Origin of the sequence: Dokdonella koreensis DS-123, from assembly GCF_001632775.1 — a bacterium.
Lineage (GTDB): Bacteria > Pseudomonadota > Gammaproteobacteria > Xanthomonadales > Rhodanobacteraceae > Dokdonella > Dokdonella koreensis.
Window position 1 is genome coordinate 3,532,570 of record NZ_CP015249.1, and the last position, 24,534, is coordinate 3,557,103.

General features: G+C 69.2%; 27 protein-coding genes. 15 read left to right on the forward strand and 12 right to left on the reverse strand.

Annotation, left to right across the window (positions count from 1 at the left end; genetic code table 11):
- Positions 1-129 precede the first annotated feature (129 nt).
- Complete coding sequence (locus tag I596_RS14395) at positions 130-1,368, reverse strand: energy transducer TonB (protein ID WP_083965605.1); 1,239 nt, start codon at positions 1,366-1,368, stop codon at positions 130-132.
- A gap of 142 nt (positions 1,369-1,510) precedes the next feature.
- Between I596_RS14395 and I596_RS14400 the strand changes: the two genes are divergently transcribed.
- The 3 genes from I596_RS14400 to I596_RS14410 are packed head-to-tail and all read left to right on the forward strand — an operon-like array spanning position 1,511 to position 2,581.
- Positions 1,511-1,825 (forward strand): hypothetical protein, encoded by a 315-nt coding sequence (locus tag I596_RS14400; protein WP_150132180.1) that lies wholly within the window; start codon positions 1,511-1,513, stop codon positions 1,823-1,825.
- A gap of 10 nt (positions 1,826-1,835) precedes the next feature.
- A complete protein-coding gene (locus I596_RS14405) occupies positions 1,836-2,234 on the forward strand; it encodes a hypothetical protein (RefSeq protein WP_067649390.1) in 399 nt (132 codons plus the stop codon).
- Entirely contained in the window at positions 2,231-2,581 is a 351-nt protein-coding gene (locus I596_RS14410; RefSeq protein ID WP_067649393.1) for a hypothetical protein, read from the forward strand. Before I596_RS14405 ends, I596_RS14410 begins: the two co-directional genes overlap by 4 nt.
- Positions 2,582-2,715: 134 nt before the next feature.
- Here the strand turns inward: I596_RS14410 and nhaA are convergent, their stop codons facing one another.
- The 4 genes from nhaA to I596_RS14430 all read right to left on the reverse strand — a co-directional run bounded on the left by nhaA (position 2,716) and on the right by I596_RS14430 (position 6,633).
- Complete coding sequence (gene nhaA / locus I596_RS14415) at positions 2,716-3,888, reverse strand: Na+/H+ antiporter NhaA (RefSeq protein ID WP_067649396.1); 1,173 nt, start codon at positions 3,886-3,888, stop codon at positions 2,716-2,718.
- Positions 3,889-4,035: 147 nt separating this feature from the next.
- Positions 4,036-5,022: a malate dehydrogenase gene (locus I596_RS14420; protein WP_067649399.1), complete on the reverse strand. Its 987-nt coding sequence runs from the start codon at positions 5,020-5,022 to the stop codon at positions 4,036-4,038.
- A 34-nt stretch (positions 5,023-5,056) separates the two neighbouring features.
- Entirely contained in the window at positions 5,057-5,434 is a 378-nt protein-coding gene (locus I596_RS14425) for a glutaredoxin family protein (RefSeq protein ID WP_067649402.1), read from the reverse strand.
- A gap of 2 nt (positions 5,435-5,436) precedes the next feature.
- Positions 5,437-6,633 carry a pyridoxal phosphate-dependent aminotransferase gene (locus I596_RS14430; protein ID WP_067649405.1) on the reverse strand — a complete coding sequence of 399 codons (1,197 nt, stop codon included), beginning with the start codon at positions 6,631-6,633 and terminating at the stop codon, positions 5,437-5,439.
- 349 nt (positions 6,634-6,982) lie between these two features.
- Between I596_RS14430 and I596_RS14435 the strand changes: the two genes are divergently transcribed.
- Entirely contained in the window at positions 6,983-7,252 is a 270-nt protein-coding gene (locus I596_RS14435; RefSeq protein WP_067649408.1) for a GlsB/YeaQ/YmgE family stress response membrane protein, read from the forward strand.
- Positions 7,253-7,312: 60 nt separating this feature from the next.
- Here the strand turns inward: I596_RS14435 and I596_RS14440 are convergent, their stop codons facing one another.
- Together I596_RS14440 and I596_RS14445 are read right to left on the reverse strand one after the other, a co-directional pair.
- Complete coding sequence (locus I596_RS14440; RefSeq protein ID WP_067649411.1) at positions 7,313-7,834, reverse strand: peptidylprolyl isomerase; 522 nt, start codon at positions 7,832-7,834, stop codon at positions 7,313-7,315.
- 155 nt (positions 7,835-7,989) lie between these two features.
- Positions 7,990-8,409: a hypothetical protein gene (locus I596_RS14445; RefSeq protein WP_067649414.1), complete on the reverse strand. Its 420-nt coding sequence runs from the start codon at positions 8,407-8,409 to the stop codon at positions 7,990-7,992.
- 309 nt (positions 8,410-8,718) lie between these two features.
- Here I596_RS14445 and I596_RS14450 point away from each other — a divergent pair, with 309 nt between their 5' ends.
- The 3 genes from I596_RS14450 to I596_RS14460 all read left to right on the forward strand — a co-directional run bounded on the left by I596_RS14450 (position 8,719) and on the right by I596_RS14460 (position 11,159).
- The gene (locus I596_RS14450; RefSeq protein ID WP_067649417.1) at positions 8,719-9,384 is read left to right on the forward strand and encodes a tetratricopeptide repeat protein; all 666 of its coding nucleotides are present in this window, start codon (positions 8,719-8,721) and stop codon (positions 9,382-9,384) included.
- Between the two features lie 63 nt (positions 9,385-9,447).
- The gene (locus I596_RS14455) at positions 9,448-9,978 is read left to right on the forward strand and encodes a DUF1190 domain-containing protein (protein ID WP_067649420.1); all 531 of its coding nucleotides are present in this window, start codon (positions 9,448-9,450) and stop codon (positions 9,976-9,978) included.
- On the forward strand, positions 9,978-11,159 hold the full coding sequence (locus tag I596_RS14460; RefSeq protein WP_067649422.1) for a glutathionylspermidine synthase family protein: 1,182 nt from the start codon (positions 9,978-9,980) through the stop codon (positions 11,157-11,159). Before I596_RS14455 ends, I596_RS14460 begins: the two co-directional genes overlap by 1 nt.
- On the opposite strand, the gene I596_RS14465 is transcribed toward I596_RS14460, so the two are convergent.
- The 3 genes from I596_RS14465 to putA form a co-directional block, all read right to left on the reverse strand.
- Positions 11,148-11,357 (reverse strand): hypothetical protein, encoded by a 210-nt coding sequence (locus I596_RS14465; protein WP_150132182.1) that lies wholly within the window; start codon positions 11,355-11,357, stop codon positions 11,148-11,150. The genes I596_RS14460 and I596_RS14465 overlap by 12 nt on opposite strands.
- Positions 11,354-11,812 (reverse strand): alpha/beta fold hydrolase, encoded by a 459-nt coding sequence (locus I596_RS14470; RefSeq protein ID WP_150132183.1) that lies wholly within the window; start codon positions 11,810-11,812, stop codon positions 11,354-11,356. Before I596_RS14470 ends, I596_RS14465 begins: the two co-directional genes overlap by 4 nt.
- 131 nt (positions 11,813-11,943) lie before the next feature.
- The gene (gene putA, locus I596_RS14475) at positions 11,944-15,180 is read right to left on the reverse strand and encodes a bifunctional proline dehydrogenase/L-glutamate gamma-semialdehyde dehydrogenase PutA (RefSeq protein WP_083965606.1); all 3,237 of its coding nucleotides are present in this window, start codon (positions 15,178-15,180) and stop codon (positions 11,944-11,946) included.
- A gap of 702 nt (positions 15,181-15,882) precedes the next feature.
- Here putA and coxB point away from each other — a divergent pair.
- From coxB to I596_RS14495, 4 genes are all read left to right on the forward strand, one after another.
- Positions 15,883-16,803 (forward strand): cytochrome c oxidase subunit II, encoded by a 921-nt coding sequence (gene coxB, locus I596_RS14480; RefSeq protein ID WP_425478778.1) that lies wholly within the window; start codon positions 15,883-15,885, stop codon positions 16,801-16,803.
- Between the two features lie 40 nt (positions 16,804-16,843).
- On the forward strand, positions 16,844-18,472 hold the full coding sequence (gene ctaD / locus I596_RS14485; protein ID WP_067649431.1) for a cytochrome c oxidase subunit I: 1,629 nt from the start codon (positions 16,844-16,846) through the stop codon (positions 18,470-18,472).
- 178 nt (positions 18,473-18,650) lie between these two features.
- Positions 18,651-19,256 (forward strand): cytochrome c oxidase assembly protein, encoded by a 606-nt coding sequence (locus I596_RS14490; protein WP_067649434.1) that lies wholly within the window; start codon positions 18,651-18,653, stop codon positions 19,254-19,256.
- A gap of 12 nt (positions 19,257-19,268) precedes the next feature.
- Complete coding sequence (locus I596_RS14495) at positions 19,269-20,150, forward strand: cytochrome c oxidase subunit 3 (RefSeq protein ID WP_067649437.1); 882 nt, start codon at positions 19,269-19,271, stop codon at positions 20,148-20,150.
- Between the two features lie 48 nt (positions 20,151-20,198).
- Here I596_RS14495 and I596_RS14500 read toward each other — a convergent pair whose 3' ends face one another.
- A complete protein-coding gene (locus I596_RS14500; protein WP_223303841.1) occupies positions 20,199-20,405 on the reverse strand; it encodes a twin transmembrane helix small protein in 207 nt (68 codons plus the stop codon).
- Between the two features lie 57 nt (positions 20,406-20,462).
- On the opposite strand from I596_RS14500, the gene I596_RS14505 reads away from it, so the two are divergent.
- From I596_RS14505 to cyoE, 4 genes are read left to right on the forward strand one after another with little or no spacing between them, the layout of a single operon-like run.
- Positions 20,463-21,182 carry an SURF1 family protein gene (locus tag I596_RS14505; protein ID WP_067649442.1) on the forward strand — a complete coding sequence of 240 codons (720 nt, stop codon included), beginning with the start codon at positions 20,463-20,465 and terminating at the stop codon, positions 21,180-21,182.
- Entirely contained in the window at positions 21,179-21,751 is a 573-nt protein-coding gene (locus I596_RS14510; protein ID WP_067649444.1) for a hypothetical protein, read from the forward strand. Before I596_RS14505 ends, I596_RS14510 begins: the two co-directional genes overlap by 4 nt.
- 1 nt (position 21,752) lies before the next feature.
- Positions 21,753-22,889, forward strand: coding sequence for a COX15/CtaA family protein (locus I596_RS14515; protein WP_067649447.1), 1,137 nt, complete (start codon positions 21,753-21,755; stop codon positions 22,887-22,889).
- Between the two features lie 37 nt (positions 22,890-22,926).
- On the forward strand, positions 22,927-23,829 hold the full coding sequence (gene cyoE, locus I596_RS14520) for a heme o synthase (protein ID WP_067649450.1): 903 nt from the start codon (positions 22,927-22,929) through the stop codon (positions 23,827-23,829).
- A gap of 39 nt (positions 23,830-23,868) precedes the next feature.
- Here cyoE and I596_RS14525 read toward each other — a convergent pair whose 3' ends face one another.
- A complete protein-coding gene (locus tag I596_RS14525) occupies positions 23,869-24,336 on the reverse strand; it encodes a Dps family protein (RefSeq protein ID WP_067649453.1) in 468 nt (155 codons plus the stop codon).
- Positions 24,337-24,534 lie beyond the last annotated feature (198 nt).

Here is a 24,534-nt window from a genome sequence, read left to right on the forward strand (position 1 = left end):
AGCGGCAAAACGATTGATTCGATTCAAGTCGAGGGGCACCTGCGCGAGCAGGTGCCTACTCTAGGCAAGCGGCCGGCAAGTCTCAACCGTTGCGCCACCGGCCGGCCCCGGCTGCGGGCCGGTCCGGGCTCATTCGCCCATCTTGAACTCGATACGCCTGCGCAGGGTCGAGCTGACCGCCACGCCGTTCTCCAGGCGGGGGCGGAAGGTCGAGCGCTGGATCGCCTGGATCGCTTCGCGATCGAAGACCCGTGCCTGGCTGGACCGCACGACCCGGATGCCGCCCGGACTGCCGTCCGGCGCCACCGTGAACTCGACCTCCACCCAGCCTTCCTGACGATCGCGATAGGCGCGGACCGGGTACTCGGGCGCGGCACTGGACACGATGCCGGCGTCGCGGCTCTCCCCGACCGGCGCCGAAGCCGGCGCGGGCGTCGCGACCGCCGGTGCGACCGGCGGGGGCGCCGGCGGCGGCGACACGGCGCTTTCGGGCGCCGGAGCCGGGCGGGTCGCCGCGGGCGCGGGCGGTTCGCTGCGCGATGCCGGCGGCACCGGCTCGGTACGGGCCGGTGCCGGAGCGGCGGCCTGCGCCGCAGCGGCGGCGGCCGCCGCCGTTTCCCGTTCCACCTGCCGGCGCCGGGTATCGAGCTTGCTGCGCAGGATCGTCAAGCTGTAGTTGTTCGAATCGGCGCGCGCCAGGAGGTCGATCACGCGGCCGGCCTCATCGACATCGCCGCGGTTGATCGCCTGCTCCACCACGCCGATGGCGAACGGGAACAGCTCGCGCAGGCCGTCGCGGGCACCATCGCGCTCGGGCTCCTTGGCCAGGATCGCCAGGTAGTACTCCAGCGCATTGTCTCCGGCGGGACCCGCAATCCGATTGTCGGAAACCGATTTATTCGCCTTCTGGAACAGTTCGTCGACACTCAGCGCATCCAGGGACGGTGCAGCCGAAGCCGGCGCCTCTGCCGGTGCCGCATCGGCCGTTGGCGACGCAGGGGCTGGCACCGCAGGCGGCGGCTGTACCGTGGCGGGCGCCTCAGGCGTCTTCTCGCCGCAGGCGGCCAGGAACATCACACCGGCCATGATCGCGGCGGCGAAGAGCCGGCGCTGCGTGCGCGCCGGGAAACGATGGAACGGTCGATACTCGATGGTCATGCCGTAAAGCCCCCCCGAAGGCTGGACACTGACGCCCGCTGACGATTTCGAGCGATTCCGTGCCCCCTGATGATCCCGGCCCCGGCCGGGCACCCCTGACTGCCCCTGGTGGCCCGCTGGCCGAACAACCATAACGCAGTATCGGCGAGTACAGCAATTTGCAGGAGTGGACGCAATTGGCAATTGGCCGTATTGGTCCCGGATCGGCATTCCCGCACCTATCGGCCCCGCACCTATCGGCGGAAAGACCTGCGCGGTTGACCCCGGTCATGTTTCCCTCAGCCGGCAGCGCCTAGAGTCCGGCACTATCGGCCGTTCGGCCGGTACCTACCGTGATTTCATGGAGACCAGCATGGCCAGCATACGCGACGTGAAACAGGGTGCCTCCAAAGCGGCCGACGACCTTGCCGGAGCGGCCGAGAATGCCGGCAGCACGCTCAAGGAAGGACTCAAGGAAACGGCCGACGAACTGCATCGCCTCGGCGATCGCCTGCGCGCCAACGGCTCCCACCTCGAGGACGAGTTGCGCGACGCCGGCAGACGCTTCGGCGAAGGCGCGCGCAAGTTCGGCGATACCGCGGCCGAGCAGATCCGCGCGCATCCGCTGGCCGCGTTCGGCATCGCCTTCGCCGCCGGCATGATCGTCACCCGCTGGCTGCGGCGCTAGGGCCGCGGCCATGGACCGGCACGAAGACGCTCCCCCGCCTGGCGAGGAAAGCGCGGCGCTGACCGAGTTGCGCCGCACGCTGGACGCGGCGATCGACGCGGCCGGCGCCGCGCTGGCCCTGCTGCGCGCCGAGTTCCGCCTCGCCCGCAGCAGTGCGCTGGCGCTGGTGTGGCTCGGGTTCGCGCTGGTCTTCCTCGGGGTCGGTGCCTGGCTGGCGACGAGTGCCGCGATCGCGGCCGGCATCTACCAACTCACCGGCAACCTGTTCGTCGGCATCGGCAGCGTCGCCCTGGCCAACGGGGCCGGCATCGCCTGGGTGCTGCTGGCGATGCGGCGCTGCTGGCGCGACCTGTCGTTGCCACGGACGCGCCGGATGCTCGATCAGGCACGCAAGGAGGTCCAGGCATGAGTCTTCGCAACGACCGCCAACACGCCCGCTCGGCGGAAATCCGCGCCGTGACGGCCAGGCACGAACTGGTACAGAGCAGCCGTCCGTTGCGCGGCTTCTGGCGCCGCCACCGCACCGCCCTGGTCATCGGTGGCGGGCTGGCGGCCGGCGTCCTCGCCAGCCTGCTGCCGGTGCGCGCATTCGCGCGGGCCGGGTCGACGGCCGGTGCACTGGTCGGACTGGCGCTGCGCTCCCCGTTCGCGCCGCTGATGCTCGGCTGGATCGCCAAGGCCCGCGAAGAACAGCCGCCGCTGACGCAGGACGGCAGCGACGCCGCACCTGCCGCAGGCTCCGTGCGCACGCACTAGCGCCGCCTGATTCTTGCATCACGCGGCGTGCCTGCGTGTCGCGGACCTTCCGGCGGCAGCCCCGCCGCGGGCGTCCCGTCACGCCGCCCGCGGCGCCGGACGATACGCAACACATCCCGGACGCGATGATCGTCCTAGCGGCCGGGACTGGCCCAGCGCAGCACGGCCCACCCGCTCAGGCCCGCAAGGAACGAGCCGCACAGGATGCCGACCTTGACCTCGCTCTGCAGGAGCGGTGCATCGGCGAAGGCCAGCAGGCCGATGAACAGGCTCATCGTGAAGCCGATGCCGCACAACAGGGCGACGCCGAACAACTGGATCCAGCGCGCGCCGTGCGGCAGCGTCGCGACACCGCACCGGATCGCCAGCGCCGAGAATCCGAACACGCCGATCACCTTGCCGACGAGCAGGCCGCCGGCGACGCCGAGGGTCAACGGCTCCACCAGCGCCGCCGGACTCAGTCCCGCGAACGAAAGCCCGGCGTTGGCGAAGCCGAAGATCGGGATGATCAGGAACGGCACCACGCGATGCAGGGCGTGCTCCAGCCGCAACAGCGGCGAGTGCTCCGACGCGAGCGCGGCGGTGCCGGAACCGGACTGCCGCAATGGAATCAGCAGGGCCAGCGCGACGCCGGCCAGCGTGGCGTGCACGCCCGAGCGCAGCACCAGGACCCACAGCAGGACGCCGAGAACGAGATAGGGCCACAGGCGTGCGACGCCGAACCGGTTCAACGCGCCGAGCAGGACCAGCGTTCCCAGCGCGGCGGCAAGCCAGGCCGGTGACAATCCGCCGGTGTAGAACAGCGCGATGATGATGACCGCGCCGAGATCGTCGATGATCGCCAGCGCCGTCAGGAAGACCTTCAGCGATACCGGCACGCGGTTGCCGAGCAGGGACAGCACGCCGAGCGCGAAGGCAATGTCGGTCGCGGTGGGCACCGCCCAGCCCTTGAGGGCCGCCGCATCGTGGAGGTTGAATCCGGCGTAGATCAGCGCCGGCACCAGCATGCCGCCCACGGCGGCGACGCCCGGCAACACCCGGTTGCGCGCCGTCGCCAGCTCGCCGTTCAGCACCTCGCGCTTGATCTCCAGGCCGACCAGCAGGAAGAACACCGCCATCAGGCCGTCGTTGATCCAGTGCAGGACGCTCAGCGGACCCAGGTACGCCGCCAGCGCGGCGAAGTAGGCATCGGACCAGGGTGAATTGGCGATCACCAGCGCGGCCGCCGCGGCCGCCATCAGGACCAGGCCTCCGGCGGCCTCGCCGTCCATGAAATCGCGGATGCGGCGGATCGGGCTCCAGCTCATCGTCCGGCTCCTGCGGGGGCCGGCGACCGACTCGGATCGTCGTCGATCACCGGATGCCTTCGGGCCGCATCCGCTCCCGAACACGGCCGATGCGGCGGAGGAAAGGCCCCTGCAGCCCAGGGGCCTCGCTTTACGCTCGCGCGCGGGTCAGCGCTTGGCGAACAGGTGCTCGACCGCGGCGCGCTCCTCGCGCAGTTCGCGGTCGGTCGCGTCCATGCGGGCACGCGAGAACGCATTGATCTCCAGACCCTGCACGATTTCGTAGCTGCCGTTGCTGACCGTCACCGGATAGCCGTAGATCACGCCCGGCTCGATGCCGTAGGAGCCGTCCGAAGGAATGCCCATCGAAACCCAGTCACCGGCCGCGGTACCCAGCGCCCAGTTGCGCATGTGGTCGATCGCCGCCGATGCCGCGGAGGCGGCCGACGAGGCGCCGCGCGCCTTGATGATCGCCGCGCCGCGCTGCTGGACCACCGGGATGAAGTCGTTCTCGTACCAGGTCTGGTCGACCAGCGAAAGCGCCGGCTTGCCCTTGACGGTGGTCTGGTGGATGTCCGGATACTGCGTGGAGCTGTGGTTGCCCCAGATCGTGACCTTCGCGATGTCGGTGTTGAGCGCGCCGGTCTTCTCGGCGAGCTGGCTGATCGCGCGGTTGTGGTCCAGGCGCACCATCGCGGTGAACCGGCGCGGATCGAGGTCCGGCGCGTTCTGCTGCGCGATCAGGGCATTGGTGTTGGCGGGATTGCCGACCACCAGCACGCGCACGTCGCGCTTGGCGTGGTCGTTGATCGCCTTGCCCTGCGGCGCGAAGATCGCACCGTTCGCCTCGAGCAGATCCTTGCGCTCCATGCCCGGGCCGCGCGGCCGCGCGCCCACCAGCAGGGCGAAATCCACGTCCTTGAAGGCCACGTTGACGTCGTCGGTGGCGACCACGCCGTGCAGCGTCGGGAACGCACAGTCGTTGAGTTCCATGACGACGCCGTTGAGCGCCGGCAGCGCCGGGGTGATCTCCAGCAGATGCAGGATCACCGGCTGGTCCGGGCCCAGCATGTCGCCGGCGGCGATACGGAACAGGAGGGCATAGCCGATCTGGCCGGCAGCGCCGGTGACGGCAACGCGGACGGGAGCTTTCATCGCAACAACCTCATGATGGGACGTGGGAGAGAATTCACGGGACGGCCGGCGCGACGCCGGGTCGTCCGGGCAGCAATGCGGCATCGGCCAGCAGCCGGCGGATGCGTCGCGGCGTGTAGCCGTGCACGACCTCGTCCCCGATCAGCAGGACCGGTACGCCCGGCGACCGCAGCAGCGCGAAAGCCTGCTGCCCTTCGGCGGAACGCTCGACGTCGATCTCGCGATAGTCCACGCCCCAGGCACCGAGGTCGTTGCGCAGCTTGCCGCAATAGCCGCACCAGTCCGTGGAAAGCAGGACCACCGGCTCGGCGCCGATCAGGTCGCGCAGTGCCGAAGCGTCGGCGCGCGGCTGGCGCTCGCAGCCGGCCAATGCGGCGGCGGCGACCAGCCCTGCGAGCAGGCGCGGCAGCATCGTCAGCGCAGCTCGGCGAAGAATTCCTGGATGCGCTGCATGCCCGGCACGAGCTGCGGCGTCGGGCACGTGTAGGAGATCCGCAATGCGCGCGGCTCGCCGAACGCGCTGCCGGGCACGCAGGCGACGCCCTTGGCCTCCAGCAGCGCATTGCACAGATCGACGTCGTTGGCGATCAACGTTCCGTTGTGCGACTTGCCGAACGCGAAGGCGACGTCGGGGAAGACGTAGAACGCACCCTGCGGACGCGGGCAGACCAGGCCGGGAATCGCCGCCAGCGCGTCCAGGACGATATCGCGCTTGGCCGAGAACTCGGCGTTCTTGGCGACCGGCACGTCCTGCGGTCCGCTCAAGGCCGCGACCGCGGCGGCGTTGACCACCTCGGGCACGTTCGTGATGTGGTTGGAGTTGAGCGTCACCATCGCCTGCGCCACGACCTCCGGGCCGGCGACGAAGCCCACCCGCCATCCTGGCATGCCGTAGGTCTTGGACAGCGAATCGACGTGGATCACGCGATCGCGCAGCTCCGGGCGGGCGTTGACGAAGTTGTGATAGCCGATGCCGTCGAACACCATGCGGTTGTAGATGTCGTCGCAGACGATCCACACGTCCGGGTGGCGCACCAGCACGTCGGCCAGCGCGGCGATCTCGTCCTTGGTGTAGACCATGCCGGTCGGGTTGGACGGATTGTTGAACAGGAACAGCTTGGCACCCGGCAGCGCGGCGTCGAGCTGGGCCGGCAGCAGCTTGTAGTTCTGGGTCGCCGGACACGGCAGCAGGCGGACCTTCGCGTCGAGGATCTCGGCGATGTCCATGTAGGTGGTCCAGTACGGCGTCGGGAACACGATGACGTCGGCCGGATCGAGCAGCGCCTCGGCCAGGTTGTACAGCATGTGCTTGGCGCCGATACCGGTCGCGACGTTCTTGCGGCCGTAGCCGGTCAGGCCGTTCTCTTCGAGGTGCTTGATGAAGGCGTCCAGCAGCGCGTCGGGACCGCGGTTGGACCCGTACTGGCCCGAATCCTTGGTCAGCGCATCGCGCACGGCCTGGTAGACGTGGTCGCCCGGCAGGAAATTGGGAACGCCGATCGAGAAGCTGATGATGTCGCGGCCTTCGGCCTTGAGTCGCTTGGCCTTCTCGGCGACGGCCATGATGGCGCTGGGCTTGGCGCGGCTCATGCGCGCGGCAAGTGAAGGCATGGAAAACCTCTGCGGAAACGGTCGGGGGAAGTCACGCTCGTAACAGCGCATTTTAGCATGGTGCTCCGCATCACTGCAGAACGCCACGCGGCACTGCGCCGCTGGCCGACCCGCGCGTCCGCCGGCGCGACAGCACGGCCACGCCGCTGCCGAGCCGGCCGAGGCGGCAGGATCGCGAGGCGGCACCGCATTGCGACCGCACAAAGAATTGTTACGTCAGGCCGGGGCGCCTGCCGCCTTCATCCCGACGGCATCGGTGCACGGTATGCTTGCCGCCGCTCGATCCGGGGCCCGCAGTCCGGCAGCGCGCGAAACCAACGAACCACTCTTTCCAGCGGAGAACCTAGCAATGGAAGTATTCGGCGGCACCTACGGCATCATCATGACGATCGTCATCGGCCTGGTGGTCGGCATCGTCGCGAAGTTCCTCAAGCCCGGCAAGGATCCCGGCGGTTTCATCATCACGACGCTGATCGGTATCGCCGGCTCGTTCCTGGCGACCTTCCTCGGCAAGACGCTGGGCTGGTACCAGCCCGGCCAGACCGCGGGCTTCATCGGCTCGGTGATCGGCGCGATCGTGCTGCTGATCCTCTACGGCCTCATCACGCGCAAGCGCTGAGCGCCCGTCGCAGGCAGGCGCCCGAGGGCGCCTGCCTGCGCAAGCCGGACGGCTGCCGGCTCAACGCGCGTCGAGTACCGCGTTCCAGCTGGCCAGCTGGGGACCGGCCTTCTCGAACAGCGCCGCCATATCGCCTTCGATCGTGATCGACTCGATCGCATCGCCCTGGCGGATCGCGTCGACAACCTTCTGATCCTCCGGCCCGACGACGACGCCGAACACGCTGTGCTTGCCGTCGAGCCACGGCGTGGGCCCATGCGTGATGAAGAACTGGCTGCCATTGGTGCCCTTGCCACCCTGGATGCCCGCATTGGCCATCGACAGGACACCGGCGGTGTCGTGCCGCAGCGAAGGCACGATCTCGTCGTCGAACCGGTAGCCCGGCCCACCGGTCCCGCTCCCGCTGGGGCAGCCGCCCTGGACCATGAAATCGTTGATCACGCGGTGGAAGTTCAATCCGTTGTAGAAGCCGCGCTGGGCCAGATTGACGAAATTGGCGACGGTGATCGGCGCCTGGTCGGCGAACAGCTTGACGCGGATCGTGCCGCGCGCGGTGGCGAAAACGGCCGTGAGCAGGGACATCGGAGTCTCCGGAAAAAGGGCGTGCAGACTAACCGATTTCACCCCCGGCTCCGAACGCACGCCTCCCCGCCGGCGGAACGGCGGGCGCAGGCGCCCGGCCGTTCACCGCACGGCGTCGCGGGTGATCGCTCCGCCACCCGTCACCCGGCACCCGCTCAGCGCGACAACCACACACGCAGGTCCTGACGGAAATCCGACGGCCGCGGCAGGGCTTCGTACGGGACGTCGCCGTCGATCAGATGCGCCGCCGCGAGACCCTCATCGGGCTGCGGATCGGCCTTGGCGACCACGTGGACCGTCGGCAGTACCGTCATCGCCAGCGGCTCGGGCCGCGCGGTGACGTGCACCGTCGGCATCAGCGTGACCGGCAGCGGGGCGGCCTTCTCGACGCTCCAGCGGGTCGGGCCATCGGGGTTGGCCGGATCGGCCGTGACCGTGACCGTCGGCAGCAGCGTCACCGCCAGCGGCTCGCGGGCGTCGACCACGGCCGTCTCGCCGGCAACGGCAGCGGCGAACGTTCCGCCGAGGCCCGTGAGAAGCACCACGAGGGGGACCAGGGAAGTACGGATGTTCATGGCAGACTCCTAGGGATTTCGGCTTGCAGGTCAGGTATCGCAAGCGGCGTGCCAACACCGGCATGCGAGTGACTTGCCGCTATTGAGATGCACGAACAACGACTTGGGTTGCTAGTCCGGAAGTCATGGTCGTCCGGAAAGCCGTTCGGCGGTGCCCGCGGACGTTCGCGAATGTCCGGTGGCGGACGGGGGCCGACGAGGGGGTGGAAACCGGAACACCACGTCGGTGCATCCCTGGAGAAGGATCGCCGAGCGCAGCGGGATACGCCCTACACTTCCCGGCCGACATTCACGATGAGGGGTTCTGTGATGGGCCGATGGATCGTTTCGCTGATATTTTCGGTCTTCGCGTGCCTGCCGGTGGCAGCTGCCGGTCCCGCCGCCGACACGTATCCGGACGAGGATGTCGCCGCCACCGCCTACAAGGCGCCGCCGGGACGCCGGGGCGAAGTGCGCGCCGCATTGAACAAGCGTATCCAGGCTCAGCCGCATCCGGTCCTGCTGTCCCATCGGGCCTATCTGTTCCTGCGCGCCGGTGACGAGGCCAACGCGCGCCGCGACTTCGAACACGCCCTGACGCTGGCCGAGCACGGCAGTCCCTCGCACCGGCAAGTCCTGTGGGCTTACGGCTGGGCCCTCTACGACATGGGCGACATCACCGGCGCCCTCACCTCGTGGACGCTGTGCGAACACCTGCACGGCGGTCGCCCGGGCTGGGTCCCCTACACCTACGCGCTCGCATACTGGACCCTCGGTGACGCCGAGACCGCCCTGGCGTGGTATGCGACCGCCGTGCGCTCCAACCCGGCCTGGGGCAGCCCCAGCGGACTGGCTGAGCGCACCGGCCACTGGCAGCCCGAGCAGCAGCGGCAGATCCAGGGGCTGTTCGCCGCGTGGTCGGCCCAGGCCGAGACCGCGCCCGTGCAGCCACCGGCCGGCATCATGGCCGCCGATGATGCCGCCCCACCGCTTTGAGCCCTTCCCCTCGCGACAGGAAAACAGGCAAGCTCCCTGCCGGACCCCTTCGACGAAACCGCCATGAAGCGATCACGCACCGCCGCCCTGCTCATCATGGGCGCTTCCCCGCTGGCCTTGACCTCGTGCAGCCAGGAAACCCAGAGCGAGGGCCTCTACACCTCGGTGGAGGCCTGCATCGCGCAGACCAACGACAGCTACACGTGCCAGCAGGCCTTCGACCAGGCCACGCAGCAATCGGAGGCCACGGCGCCGCGCTACGCCTCGCGCGAGGAATGCATCGCCGCGCACGGCGCCGACCAGTGCCAGCAGCGCAGCGACGGTGCCGGCCATTCGTACTTCATGCCGCTGATGACCGGCTTTTTGCTGGGCCAGATGCTGCGCGGCGGCCAGACGGTCGGCCTGACCGGCAGCCCGGCGTTCCGCGACCGGGCCGGCAACTGGCAACGGCCCGGCCCTGCCGCCGGTGGCGGCGTCTACCGCCCCGGCGCCGCGGGTGCTTCGGCGATGGTGCCGGTCACCGCACAACCCGACCGCGCCCCGACGGTCACGCGCGGCGGCTTCGGATCGCGCAGCGACAGCAGCGGCGGCTGATGCGTCGCCTGGCGATCCCTGCCCGCGCGAACTGGCGCGAACGGGCAGCCGAGAGCGGCTTCCGCTTCCATACGATCGACGGCGAGCCCTATTGGGACGAATCGGCGTACTACGCGTTCACGCTGCGCCAGATCGAAGAGGACATCGAGGCCCCGACGCAGGACCTGCATGCGCTCGCGCTCGACCTGGTCGGCGACATCGTCGCCAGCGAAAGCCAGCTGCAGCGGCTGGCCATTCCCGAGTCCTGCTGGGACTGGATCGCACGCAGCTGGCAGGCGCGCGATCCGCACGTGTACGGGCGCATGGACCTGGCCTACGACGGCAGCGGCCCGGCCAAGCTCTACGAATTCAACTACGACACACCGACCGCCTTGTTCGAAGCGGCGTTCTTCCAGTGGCAATGGCTGGACGACCAGCAGCGCGGCGGACGCCTGCCGGCGATGGCCGACCAGTTCAACTCCATCTACGAGTCGCTGGTCGAGGCGTTCGCGACGATCGCACGCCGCCTGCCGCGACCGGTCCGCTTCGCCGCCTTGCGCGATGCGGTCGAGGACCAGGGCACCAGCGACTACCTGCGCGACTGCGCGCTGCAGGCCGGCATCGACTGCGCGGCCCTGGCACTGGAGGACATCGGCCTGAGCGCCGACGGCCGCTACACCGACCTCGACGACAACGTGATCGGCACGCTGTTCAAGCTGTATCCGCTGGAGGACCTGTTCCGCGAGGACTTCGGCCGTCACCTGCCGACCTCGGGCCTGCTGCTGGTCGAGCCGGCGTGGAAGGCAGTGCTCAGCAACAAGGGCATCCTGCCGCTGCTGTGGGAGGCGCACGAAGGTCACCCGAACCTGCTGCCGGCCTATTTCGACGACGGCATCGGCGACCTGCCGCGCGGCTGGGTGCGCAAGCCGCTGCATTCACGCGAGGGCGCCAACATCGCCATGCACCTGCCCGACGGCAGCCGGGCCGTCTCGGACGGCCCCTACGGCGGCCCGCTGATCCGCCAGGCGTTCCACCCGCTGCCCTGCTTCGACGGCCGCCACGCCCTGGTCGGCAGCTGGGTCGTCGGCGACCGCGCCTGCGGCATCGGCATGCGCGAGGACGCCTCGCCGATCACGCGCGACGGCGCACGGTTCGTGCCGCACGTGATCCTCGAGCAGGGCTCCGCGACGCTACTGGCCTGACTCCGGCGAGCGGCCCGCGCCGCCGCGGGCCGCCAGCCAGGCCACGATCGCCGCGGCGCATTCGGCCGCCCTTGCCTGCAGCAGGAAATGCGGCCCGTCGATACGGCGTACGTCCGCGAAACGCGAAAGCGCATGGGCAGCCGCATGCGCCACGACCAGGCGGTCGCGATCAGCCTCCAGGCACAGGATGGGGGTCACCGGCACCCGGTCACCAACCGGCTCGAGAGACCACAGCAGACCGAGCCGGCCACGCAGGCACGCCGGCGGCAGCCGGCGGATGCTGTCACGCAAGGCCACAACCCCTCGGGCGGCACGTCATGGCCGAGGCAGAAGAAGCGCAGCAGATGCGGAGACGTCGCGATTGCCTTGACGACCGCGGCCGGGATCGCATTCGCCACAGCCAGCAGCGGATTCGGGCACCCGTCGAAGCTCGCAACCAGTACCAGCCCCGCCAGGTCGGCGCGCCGGCACAGGAGGCGCAGCGCGATCGGCCCGGAGAACGATTCGGCGACGATCAAGGGCCGTTCTCCGGGAGGCAATGATCGCTCGACATGCTCGACGTAGTCGTCGAGCGTCCAGGCGGAACGGTCCGGATAGCTGACGATCCGCAAGCGGGTCCCGCGCGGGAGCGCCTCGCGGAACCGCTCGAACAAGGCGCCGCTGCCGTCCAGCCCGGGCAGCAGGACCCACGGAACGCCGGCGGACCCAAAGGTCATTTCATCCGTCCGGCGGGCGCCCGGTGCCCGTCAGCGCCTCGCCTTCGAGGCATGCCGCGGCGGACGGGTCACTCGCCGAGCGTCAGCAGCGAGGCGTTGCCGCCGGCGGCAGTGGTGTTGACGGTCACCGTGCGCTCGGTCGCGAAACGCAGCAGGTAGTGCGGCCCGCCGGCCTTCGGGCCGGTGCCGGACAGGTTCTCGCCGCCGAACGGCTGCACGCCGACGACCGCACCGATCTGGTTGCGGTTGACGTAGCAGTTGCCGACCTTCGCGCGCCGGACGATGTGGTCGATCGTGTCGTCGATGCGGCTGTGGATGCCGAGCGTCAGGCCGTAGCCGGTGGCGTTGATCGCGTCGACGACCTGGTCGAGCTGGTCGGCCTTCCAGCGCACCAGGTGCAGGATCGGGCCGAACACCTCGCGGGTCAGGACGTCGAGCGAGGCCAGTTCGTAGGCGCGCGGTGCGAAGAACGTGCCGTGCGCGGCGCTGGCACCCAGGCGCACCTCGGCGATCGGGGTCGCCTCGCGGTCCATGCGCTCGGCATGCGCGGCCAGGATCTCGCGCGAGGCCTCGTCGATGACCGGGCCGACGTCGGTGGACAGCAGCCCCGGATCGCCGACGGCCAGCTCCTGCATCGCGCCGGCCAGCATCGTCTTGACCTTGTCGGCGATGTCCTCCTGGACGAACAGGATGCGCGCCGCCGAGCAGCGCTGGCCGGCCGAATCGAAGGCCGAGGCGACGACGTCCTTGACCAGCTGCTCGGGCAGCGCCGAGGAGTCGGCGATCAGCGCGTTCTGGCCGCCGGTCTCGGCGATCAGCGCGGCGATCGGCGCGTTGCGGGCGGCGAGCGTGCGGTTGATCGTCCAGGCGGTCTCGGTGGAGCCGGTGAAGCAGACGCCGGCGACTTCCGGACGCGTCAGCAGGATGCTGCCGATCGTCGAGCCCTTGCCCGGGATGAACTGCAGCACGTCCTCGGGCACGCCCGCCTCGTGCAGCAGGCGCGTCGCCGCATGGCCGATCAGCGTCGTCTGCTCGGCCGGCTTGGCCAGCACGGCGTTGCCGGCCGCCAGCGCGGCGACGACCTGGCCCATGAAGATCGCCAGCGGGAAGTTCCAGGGACTGATGCAGACGAACACGCCGCGCCCGTGCAGGAACAGCTGGTTCGACTCGCCGGTCGGTCCCGGCAGGACTTCGGGCTGGCCGAACAGCTTGCGCGCCATCGCGGCGTAGTAGCGCAGGAAATCGGCCGCCTCGCGCACTTCGGAAACGGCGGCCGGAATCGTCTTTCCGGCCTCGCGGACCGCCAGCGCGATGAACTCGGCACGGCGTGCCTCGAGCAGGTCGGCAGCGTGCTCGAGGATCTTGGCGCGGCTCGCCGCCGGCAGCGCATCCCATGCCGGCTGTGCGGCGACGGCGTTCGCCAATGCCTTCTCGATCGTCGCCGCGTCGGCGGGATGGTACTCGCCGATCGCACGCCGCCGGTCGGACGGATCGGTGACGGCTTTCGCCGGTCCGGGTGCCGCGGCGCCCGGCACCAGCGGCGCCGCGATCCAGGGCCGCCGCGCGGCATTGACCTGATCGGCCAGGGTGCGAAGTTCGATGTCGTTGGCGAGATTGGCGCCCATGGAGTTCTTCCGTTGTTCGCCGAACAGAGCGATCGGCTGGGGAATGCGCGGATGCGGCTTGATGTCCAGATGGCGCACGACTTCGCACGGATCGGCGACCAGATCGCGGATCGATACGTCCTCGTCGACCACCCGATTGACGAAGCTGGTGTTGGCGCCGTTCTCGAGCAGGCGGCGCACCAGGTACGGCAGCAGGTCCTCGTGGCTGCCGACCGGCGCATAGACGCGGCACGGCACGCCGAGGTTGGCGGAGCCGATGACCTCGGCGTAGAGGTCGGCGCCCATGCCGTGCAGCCGCTGGTGCTCGTACGGCCGCCCGCGCGCGTAGTGGTGGATCGCCGCGATGGTGTGGGCGTTGTGGGTCGCGAACTGCGGATAGATCAGCTCGGCACCGGCCTCGAACATCTGCCGCGCGCAGGCCAGATAGGACACGTCGGTGTTCGGCTTGCGCGTGTAGACCGGATAGCCGGACAGCCCCTGCTCCTGGGCGCGCTTGATCTCCGAATCCCAGTAGGCACCCTTGACCAGGCGCACGCACCAGCGGCGGCCGGCCTTGCGGGCGGTCTCGGCGAGCCAGTCGATGACCAGCGGCGCGCGCTTCTGGTAGGCCTGCACGGCCAATCCGAAGCCGTTCCAGCCGGCCAGCGAGGCGTCGGCGAACACCGCGCCGATGACGTCCAGCGACAGCTCGAGCCGGTCGGCCTCCTCGGCGTCCACCGTCATGCCGATGGCATTGGCCTTGGCCAGCTGCGCCAGCTCGAGCACGCGCGGCGTCAGCTCGGCCAGCACGCGGGCCCGGTTGGCGACGTCGTAGCGCGGATGGATCGCCGACAGCTTGACCGAGATCGACGGCGCCTCGATGACGTCCGGCCACGGTCCGCGCCGCCCGAGCGCGGCGATCGCGTCGCGGTAGGCCTGCAGGTAGCGATCGGCATCGGCCTGGGTCAGCGCGGCCTCGCCCAGCATGTCGTAGGAGTAGCGGTAGGCGCGATTGTCCTTCTGCTCGGAACGGTCCTGGGCCTCCTCGATCGTCCGCCCCATGACGAACTGGTGCCCCATGATGCGCATCGCCTGGCGCACGGCCAGCCGCACCACCGGCTCGCCGGCCCGGCCGATCAGGCGCTTGAGCGCGCCGGTGAAGTTGCTGCGGGTCTCCTCGGCCAGGCCGACGAGGCGCCCGGTCAGCATCAGTCCCCAGGTCGAGGCATTGACGAACAGGGATTCACTGGCGCCGACGTGCTTCTTCCAATCGGCCTCGCCGAGCTTGTCGCGGATCAGCTTGTCGGCGGTCTCGGCATCGGGGATGCGCAGCAGCGCCTCGGCCACGCACATCAGCAGCACGCCCTCCTCGCTGGAAAGGTCGTACTCGCGCATGAACGATTCCACCGCGCTCTGGTTGGACGCCTTGGCGCGCACGCGGGCGACCAGCTCGGACGCCCTGGCCAGCACCAGTTCGCGCTCGGCGGGCGGCAGGCTGGCCTGCGCCAGCAGCTCGTTGACGGCTTCGGTCTCGTCGCGGGTCCAGGCGGCGGTGATACGCGCACGCGCCGGATCGGCCGGGCCGGGGAGTTCGGAGGTCAGGATTTCGCTCAAGGCGGCACTCTCGGGCAGGAAAGCGGTGCGGAACGCGGACACGGCGCCGGTTCCGGACCGGCAGCCGCATAGTCTAGGGCGTGTCATCGATCCCCGGGTAGGCCGCGCCCGCGTTCGGGACCCGGCAAGCACGAGGACCTGGACACCGGTCCATCCCCGAGCGGCAAGGCCGCCCCGGACACGGGCGAGAGCGGCCCCGGGCCGGGCCCGGGACGTCGCCGCCTGGCGCAGCGCCGCCGGAGCCGACGGCCACGGCGCCTGCGGACGACGTTCCAGCTCCGAACAGGGACGGACGACACCCCTTTCCGAGGTGCCCCGGACGCGCATCGAGCCGCAGATCGCGTCCGCGCAGCCGGCGGACCCGGGGATGCGCGCGGGGCACGGCAGCCGACCGGGCGGGCTTCTCGTGATGGCGACGGCGCGGCCTCGGTCCGCCGGCCCATCGGCGCGGCAGGACACAGCCGTCCGGATCGTGCCCGGTCCACGACGCGTCCAAGGGTCCAAGGGCCGCGTCGATCGGGACGCCCGGCCCCTGCGGCGTCTGCGGCCGATTGACGCATGCGCGTGCCGCTGCGTCATCCTGCGTCCTTGCCCGTGTCGCAAGGGGTCCACTATCATGCATGGGTTTCGCGGGTCGCGCATCGGGGACTTGAGGCGGTTGCAGGGAACGGGCGCCACGGCGTCGTCCCGCAATGCCAGGCTGCGCCTTTGCAGCGCTCGCGAATACGGTTGGCGACCCGCCGGCGGCCGATCACCCGCCGCGGCGATCACAAGTTCTCGATCGGGATGGTGGCGATGATTTCAGTCTGGATTGCGCGCCTGCGGCGCGCTTACGTGACGACAAGCCTGGCGGTTCTCGGCCTGGTACCGGTGGCGGCGCTGGCGAATCCGGAGCCGTGGCAGCTGAACCTGACCAAGGGCGTCACGCCGACCTCCGAGCGCGTGCACGCGATGCACATGATCAGCCTCTGGGTCTGCGTGGGCATCGGCGTCCTCGTCTTCGGCGCGATGATCTACGCGATGTTCCGCTTCCGCAAATCCAAGGGCGCGGTCCCGGCCACCTGGAGCCACAGCACCAAGCTGGAGGTGATCTGGACGGTGACGCCGATCATCATCCTGATCGTCATGGCCTGGCCGGCGACCCGGCTGCTGGTGGACATGGCGCACACCGACGATTCGGACATGACGGTCAAGGTCACCGGCTACCAGTGGAAGTGGCGCTACGAGTACGTCGACTACTACGAGCAGAACCCGGGCGTCGGCTTCATGTCGACCCTGCACCGCGACTCCAACCGCGTCCGCCAGCTCGGCTCGGGCCTGGACCCGGCCAGCGTCAAGGTCGGCGACCAGTCCACCTACCTGCTCGACGTCGACAACCCGCTGGTGCTGCCGGTAGGCGTCAAGGTCCGCTTCGTGATCACTGCCGACGACGTGATCCACTCCTGGTGGGTGCCGGTGCTCGGCTGGAAGCAGGACGCGATCCCCGGCATGGTCACCAGCGCCTGGGCCATGATCAACGAGCCGGGCACCTACCGCGGGCAGTGCGCCGAGCTGTGCGGCAAGGACCACGGCTTCATGCCGATCGTGGTCAAGGCCCTGCCCAAGGACGAGTTCGAACGCTGGCTGGCCGAGCAGCAGGCGGCCAAGGCCGCAGCCGCTTCGGCGGGCACCGCCCAGACTGCAGCCCCGGCGTCGCAGACGCAGGGTTGACGCGCATCAACCGGATATAGAGTCGAGAGGTTCCAAGGCCATGGCGCACGCAGCCACCCACGATCCCGTCGCCCACGACGATCACCACGACCACAAGCCGCAGGGCTTCGTCGCCCGTTGGTTCTTCTCGACCAACCACAAGGACATCGGCACGCTCTACCTGCTCTTCTCGCTGCTGATGTTCTTCATCGGCGGCGCGATGGCGATGATCATCCGCGCCGAGCTGTTCCAGCCCGGCATGCAGCTGGTCGAGCCGCACTTCTTCAACGAGATGACCTCGGTGCACGCCCTGGTCATGATCTTCGGCGCGGTCATGCCGGCCTTCGTCGGCCTCGGCAACTGGATGATCCCGCTGATGGTCGGCGCGCCGGACATGGCGCTGCCGCGCATGAACAACTGGTCGTTCTGGCTGCTGCCGGTGGCGTTCACCCTGCTGCTGTCGACGCTGTTCATGCCGGGCGGCGGCCCGCAGGGCGGCTGGACGCTGTATCCGCCGCTGTCGCTGCAGGGCGGCAACGGCGTGGCCTTCTCGATCCTGGCGATCCACGTCGCCGGCGTCAGCTCGATCATGGGCGCGATCAACATCATCGCGACCATCCTCAACATGCGCGCGCCCGGCATGGACCTGCTCAAGATGCCGGTCTTCGTCTGGACCTGGCTGATCACCGCCTTCCTGCTGATCGCGGTGATGCCGGTGCTGGCCGGTGCGGTCACGATGCTGCTGACCGACAAGTACTTCGGCACCAGCTTCTTCAACGCGGCCGGCGGCGGCGACCCGGTGATGTACCAGCACATCTTCTGGTTCTTCGGGCACCCCGAGGTGTACATCATGATCCTGCCGGCGTTCGGCATCGTCAGCGAGATCATCCCGACCTTCGCCCGCAAGCCGCTGTTCGGCTACCAGGCGATGGTCTACGCGACCGCCTCGATCGCGTTCCTGTCGTTCATCGTCTGGGCCCACCACATGTTCACGGTGGGCATGCCGCTCGGCGGCGAGCTGTTCTTCATGTACGCGACGATGCTGATCGCGATTCCCACCGGCGTGAAGGTGTTCAACTGGGTCAGCACGATGTGGGAAGGCTCGATGACCTTCGAGACGCCGATGCTGTTCGCGATCGCCTTCGTCATCCTGTTCACGATCGGCGGCTTCTCGGGCGTCATGCTGGCGATCGTTCCGGCGGACTTCCAGTACCACGACACCTACTTCGTCGTCGCCCACTTCCACTACGTGCTGGTCACCGGCGCCGTGTTCTCGATCATGGCGGCGACCTACTACTGGCTGCCGAAGTGGACCGGCAACATGTACAGCGAGCGCTGGGGCAAGATCCATTTCTGGTCGAGCGTGATCTCGGTCAACGTCCTGTTCTTCCCGCAGCACTTCCTCGGCCTGGCCGGCATGCCGCGGCGAATCCCCGACTACAACGTCGCCTTCGCCGACTTCAACATGATTTCCTCGATCGGCGGCTTCTGGTTCGGCCTGTCGCAGCTGATCTTCGTCGGCGTGATCGTCCACTGCGCGTACTTCTCCAAGGTCCGGGCGACGGCACGCGTCTGGGAGAACGCCAAGGGACTGGAGTGGGAGGTGCCGTCGCCGGCGCCGCACCACACCTTCTCGGTGCCGCCGGTGCTCAAGCCCGGCATGCTCGCCCACGACGACGTCTCGCATTGACCCGATCCGGGACCGGCACCGCCGGTCCCTCCAAGGCTGCCGTGATCCATCACCCCGCTCCCGCCATGCACGATCCAGACGAGGCCCGCCGTAGAAGCGCCCGCCGCACCGCATGGCTGGTGGGCGGCGTAGCGCTGCTGGTCTACCTCGGCGCGCTGCTCAAGGCGTTCCTGGCCCGATGAACGCGACCAGCCCGCCCCGGCACGACGCGCGCGGCGTGATCCGCGTGACGCTGATCGTGTGCGCCTGCGCGTTCCTGTTCGGCTTCGCGATGATTCCCCTGTACCGGATCGCCTGCGAGCACGTCCTGGGCATCAAGCTCGAGGGCGGGCCGTCCACGGCCAAGGCGGCGCAGGCCGTGGCGGTCGACACCAGCCGGCGCGTCCGCGTGCAGTTCGTCGCCAACGTCAACAGCAAGCTGCCCTGGACCTTCGTCCCGGAGCTCAACCGCATCGACGTGCACCCGGGCGAGCTGACCGAGGTCTGGTTCGACGCGGCCAATACCTCGGCCGGGCCGATCGTCGGCAACGCGGTGCCGAGCGTGGCGCCGAACACCGCATCGGCCTTCTTCAACAAGACCGAGTGCTTCTGCTTCACCGAGCAGTTGCTGGTCGCCGGTGAGGCGCGGCGGATGCCGGTACGCTTCATCGTCGATCCGGCACTGCCCCGCGACGTCACCGAGCTGACGCTGTCCTACACGTTCTACGAAAACACCGAGGCGACCCGGCGGGTCGCTGAAACCGTCCCCGCATCGTCGGATGCGGGTCGACCGGCGGATTCTTGAGAGGTTCACGCCATGTCCGAAGCCACCACCAGCCAAGACCACTACTACGTCCCGCACCACAGCATCTGGCCCGCCGTCGGATCGGTGGCGATGCTGTTGACCACGGTCGGCGCGGCGAACTGGATCAACGATGCCACCGGCCTGATGGGCCAGCCGCTGATGTTCACCGGCATCGCCGTGTTCATCGTGCTGTTCTTCGGCTGGTTCGGCTCGGTCATCCGCGAATCGCTGGCGGGCGTCTACAACAAACAGGTCGACATCTCGTTCCGCATGGGGATGATGTGGTTCATCTTCTCGGAAATCATGTTCTTCGCGGCGTTCTTCGGCGCGCTGTTCTATGCCCGCATGCTGTCGGTGCCGTGGATCGGCGGCGAGGGCCACGGCGCGCTGACCAACCAATTCATCTGGGACGGCTTCACGCCGGCGTGGCCGACCAACGGCCCCGGCAACGTCGGCGGGACGTTCGAGACGATTCCCGCCTGGGGCCTGCCGCTGCTGAACACGATGCTGCTGCTGGCGTCGGGCGTCACGATCACGATCGCGCATCACGCGCTGCGCGCGGGGCACCGCAAGTCGCTGCTGGTCTGGCTGGCGGCCACCGTCGTGCTCGGCGCCGTGTTCCTCTACTACCAGGCCCACGAGTACATCGAGGCCTACCAGCACCTCAACCTGACCCTGGGCAGCGGCGTCTACGGCTCGACGTTCTTCATGCTGACCGGCTTCCACGGCCTGCACGTCACGCTCGGCGCGATCATGCTGACGGTCATCTGGTTCCGCTGCGCACGCGGCCATTTCACCCGCGACAACCACTTCGGCTTCGAAGCGGTGGCCTGGTACTGGCACTTCGTCGACGTGGTCTGGCTCGGCCTGTTCCTGTTCGTCTACGTTCTCTGACCGGCACACCGCGCCCGCCGCGCCTTCGGGGCGGCGGGCGCCACCGTCTCAGATGCCGTGCGGCTGGATGACCCCGGTCAGGATCAGAATCGCGACCACCACGATCAGCCCGACGGAAAGGGCGATCCGGCGCGTCAGCGCCTTGACGACGCGATCGCTGCCGCTCTTGTCGGTCATCATGTAGTACAGGCCGGCGCCGAGGTTCCAGACGATCGCGGCCAGCGCGACGACGATCACGATCTTGGCAAATAGCATGTGCATGGGTTCCACGGGACAGACGCTGTCCCCTAACGCTCGCAGTATAGTCCTGCCGTGAACAGGCGCTGGCACCGTCCGGGCTGGTTCGCCGTGGCGCTCACGCTCTGCGGCGTCGCCCTGTTCTCGAGTCTCGGCAGCTGGCAGCTGCGCCGCGCCGCCGAAAAAGAACAGCTGCTGGCCGCCTTCGCGCGAACGGCGCAGACCGCACCCGTTAGCCTCTCCGAAGCACGCAGGACCGCGAGCACGCAGCACTTTCCGCATGTGCGCGTGGAGGGCCGTTTCGATACGGCGCACGCCTACCTGCTCGACGACCAGATCCGCGGCCAGCGCACCGGCGTGATCCTCTACGGTGTGTTCGAGCCGCTCGGCGGCGGCCCCGCCCTGCTGGTCAACCGCGGCTTTCTGCCGCGCCGCGAAGACCGGGAAATGCCGGTTCCCGCCGCCGAAACCGGTCCGGTCGCGCTCTCCGGGCTGTACGCTCCGGTTCCCGGCAGCGGGCTGCGGCTGGGCGGCAACGCGCTTCCGGGGCAGACCACCTGGCCCAAGAAGACGATCTACCTCGACACCGACGAGATCGCGGCCGACATCGGGCGCGCCCTCGACGATCGCGTGCTGCTGCTTGATCCCGATCCCGCCAGCGGCTTCGAGCGCATCTGGACACCGGAGCTGATGCCGCCCGAGCGGCATCGCGGCTACGCCTTCCAGTGGTTCTCGTTCGTGGTCGCTGCGCTGGCGATCTTCACCCTCCTGCACTGGCGCAAGGAATCTTCATGAACGCTACTCCGACCGAGGCCAGACGGCGCAAGCGCCTGGCGCTGACCGTGATCGCCGCCCTGTTCGTGGTGCCGGTCGTCGGCTCCTACGCGCTGTTCCTGTCCGGCTGGAAGCCGTCGCACACGCGCAACCACGGCGAGCTGCTGACGCCGGCCCGCGACATCAGCGGGCATCCGATCACGCTCGCCGACGGTGCCACGCTGATCTGGAAGGAACCCGAGCTCGATCACTGGACGCTGCTCGCGGTTCCCGGGCCGGCCTGCGCCGGGCACTGCCTCGAACGGCTCGACGAGCTGCGGCGCGCGCGGCTGACGCTGAACCAGAATGCCCCGCGCCTGCGCCTGGTCGTGCTCGACACCGCCCTCGCGCCGGATCAGCTCGCCGCGCTGGCACCGATGATGGCCGGCAGCGACCCGGACGCCGTGTTCGCGGAGCTGCGGCCGGGCCCGGACGACGTCGCCGCCGCCCTGGTCGACCCCTCCGGCTTCTATGCACTGCGCTACAAGGCCGGCTACGACGGCACCGGCCTGCGCAAGGATCTCTCCCGCCTGATTCGCTCCCAGCACTGACATGCCCTCCTCCCTCCTGCTGCGCCGCCTCGCCTGGACCGCCACCGTGTTCGCGCTGTGCGTGATCGTGTTCGGCGCGTTCGTGCGTCTTTCCAACGCCGGCCTGTCCTGCCCGGACTGGCCGACCTGCTACGGCAAGGCGACCTGGCCCGGCCACGAGCACGAGATCGCCCATGCGAACGCGAATTTCGACCGGCCGGTCGAGACGCATCGTGCCTGGCGCGAACAGGTCCACCGGATGATCGCCGGCACGCTGGGCTTGCTGGTGCTCGGCCTGGCGGTCGTCGCGGCGTGGCGGCGGTGGCGGCTGGTGGCCGTTCTCGGCATCGCGGCGCTGGCCGCGGCCTGTGCGGTACGCGCCTACATGCAGGGCGCGGTGGAACTGTCCGGCTGGCTGGCGGCGCTCGGCATGGCCCTGCCGCTGCTCGCCGCCTGGCGGCTGGAGCGGCCGGCGCCGTGGCGGATCGCCATCGTCGCGTTCTCGGTCATCATCTTCCAGGCCATGCTCGGCATGTGGACGGTGACCTGGCTGCTGAAGCCGGTCATCGTCATGGCCCACCTGCTCGGCGGCCTGCTGACCCTGGTCCTGCTCGGCTACGTGGCCCTCGCCGTCTCGCGGACCGCCTCCCCGTCGGCGGCGCTACGGCAGCTGCGGCCGATGGTCGTCGTGGGCCTGGTGCTGCTGGCGGCGCAGATCGCGCTGGGCGGCTGGGTCAGCGCCAACTACGCCGCGCTCTCGTGCGGCCTGGACTTCCCGACCTGCCAGGGCCGCTGGTGGCCGCCGATGGATTTCAGGGAAGGTTTCGTCCTGTGGCGCGGCATCGGCGTCAACTACGAAGGCGGCATCCTCGACGGGCCGGCGCGCACGGCGATCCAGATGACCCACCGCATCGGCGCCTTGATCGTGCTCGGTCATGTCGGCGCCACGGCGTGGCTGGCGGTACGCCGCGGCGAGCGCCGGCTGGGCCTGATCGTCGGCGGCCTGCTGTGCCTGCAGGTCGCGCTCGGTATCGGCAATGTCCTGCTGGACCTGCCGCTGCCGGTCGCAACGGCGCACAATGGCGTGGCGGCCCTGCTGCTGCTCTCGCTGCTGGCGCTGCTGGTGCGCACGCGCGAGTCGCCTGCGTCCGCCGCCTGAGCCGCCCCATCCCGCACTCCCGTTCGCGATCATCCGCATGCCCAGCCTCGCCCGCCAATACCTGGAGCTGACCAAGCCGCGCGTGGTCGCGCTGATCGTGTTCACTGCGGTCATCGGCATGTTCCTGGCGGTTCCCGGCCTGCCGCCGCTGCGCCAGTCGGTGGCCGGCTTCATCGGCATCTGGCTGGCGGCCGCATCGGCCGCCGCGATCAATCACCTGATCGACCAGCGCATCGACCGCCTGATGGCGCGCACCGCCCACCGCCCCCTGGCGACCGGCGCGCTGACGCCGGCACAGGTGCTGGCCTTCGCCGTTGCGCTGGGAACGCTGTCGATGGCGATCCTGATCGCCCTGGTCAACCCGCTGACCGCCGCGCTGACGTTTGCCTCGCTGATCGGATACGCGGTGGTCTATACCGCCTACCTCAAGCGCGCCACGCCGCAGAACATCGTCATCGGCGGCGCCGCCGGTGCCGCGCCTCCGGTCCTGGGCTGGGCCGCGGTGACCGGCGAAGTGCACCCCTATGCGCTGCTGCTGTTCCTGATCATCTTCATCTGGACGCCGCCGCATTTCTGGGCGCTGGCGATCTTCCGCCGCGACGACTACTCCCGGGCGCAGGTGCCGATGCTGCCGGTGACCCATGGCGTGGTCTACACGCGCTGGCACGTGCTGGCCTACACGATCCTGCTGATCCTGGTCACGGTGCTGCCGTACCTGACCGGCATGAGCGGCCTGTTCTACCTCGGCGGCGCCCTGGTGCTCGGCGCCGGCTTCCTCTGGCACGCGATCGTGCTGCTGAACCCACCGGACGAGTTCTTCGCGATGAAGACGTTCAACTACTCGATCGTCTACCTGATGGTGCTGTTCGCGTTCCTGCTCGCCGACCACTACCTGGCGGTGCCGATCGCCGGCGGACTGCGGTTCGAACCGGCGGGCTGAATGACGGCCGGCGGACGACACGCCCGCCGGCCCGATTGGCTACTTGAGCAGCGAGCGCAGCATCCAGGCGGTCTTCTCGTGCGCCTCGAGCCGCTGCGTGACCAGGTCCGCGGTCGGCTGGTCGTCCGCCTTGTCGGCCACCTTGAACACGGCGCGGCCGGTACGGGCCGCCGTCTCGTGGCCGTCGACGAGCTGCTCGACCATGCCGCGCCAGTCCGGGACGCCCGGCTCTTCCTTGATCGCCGCGAGCTTCACGAACTGCGAGTACGATCCGGGCGCCGGGAAATCCAGCGAGCGGATGCGCTCGGCGATGACGTCGGCGGCGCTCCACAGCTCGTTGTACTGCGTCTCGAACATCGTGTGCAGGCTGTTGAACATCGAGCCGGTGATGTTCCAGTGAAAGCTGTGCGTCTTCAGGTACAGCGTGTAGGTGTCCGCCAGCAGCTTGGACAAGCCGTCGGCGATCTTCTTGCGATCCTTCTGGTCGATACCGATATCGATGGCCATCGTCTCCTCCGGGTGTGGAAAACCGCCTGCATTGTGGACCTGTCCCGTGACCGAAGGAAATTGGTGGCTTGGATCGCTCCCATAGTGGCCCGCTATCATTGGCCGTGCCATGGATCCGGAATGAGTGCGCCACCGCCGGGACGGGCTCCGGCGACAGCGCCCCTTGCAAGGGCGCTGCGGCGGCACAACCCATCCCAC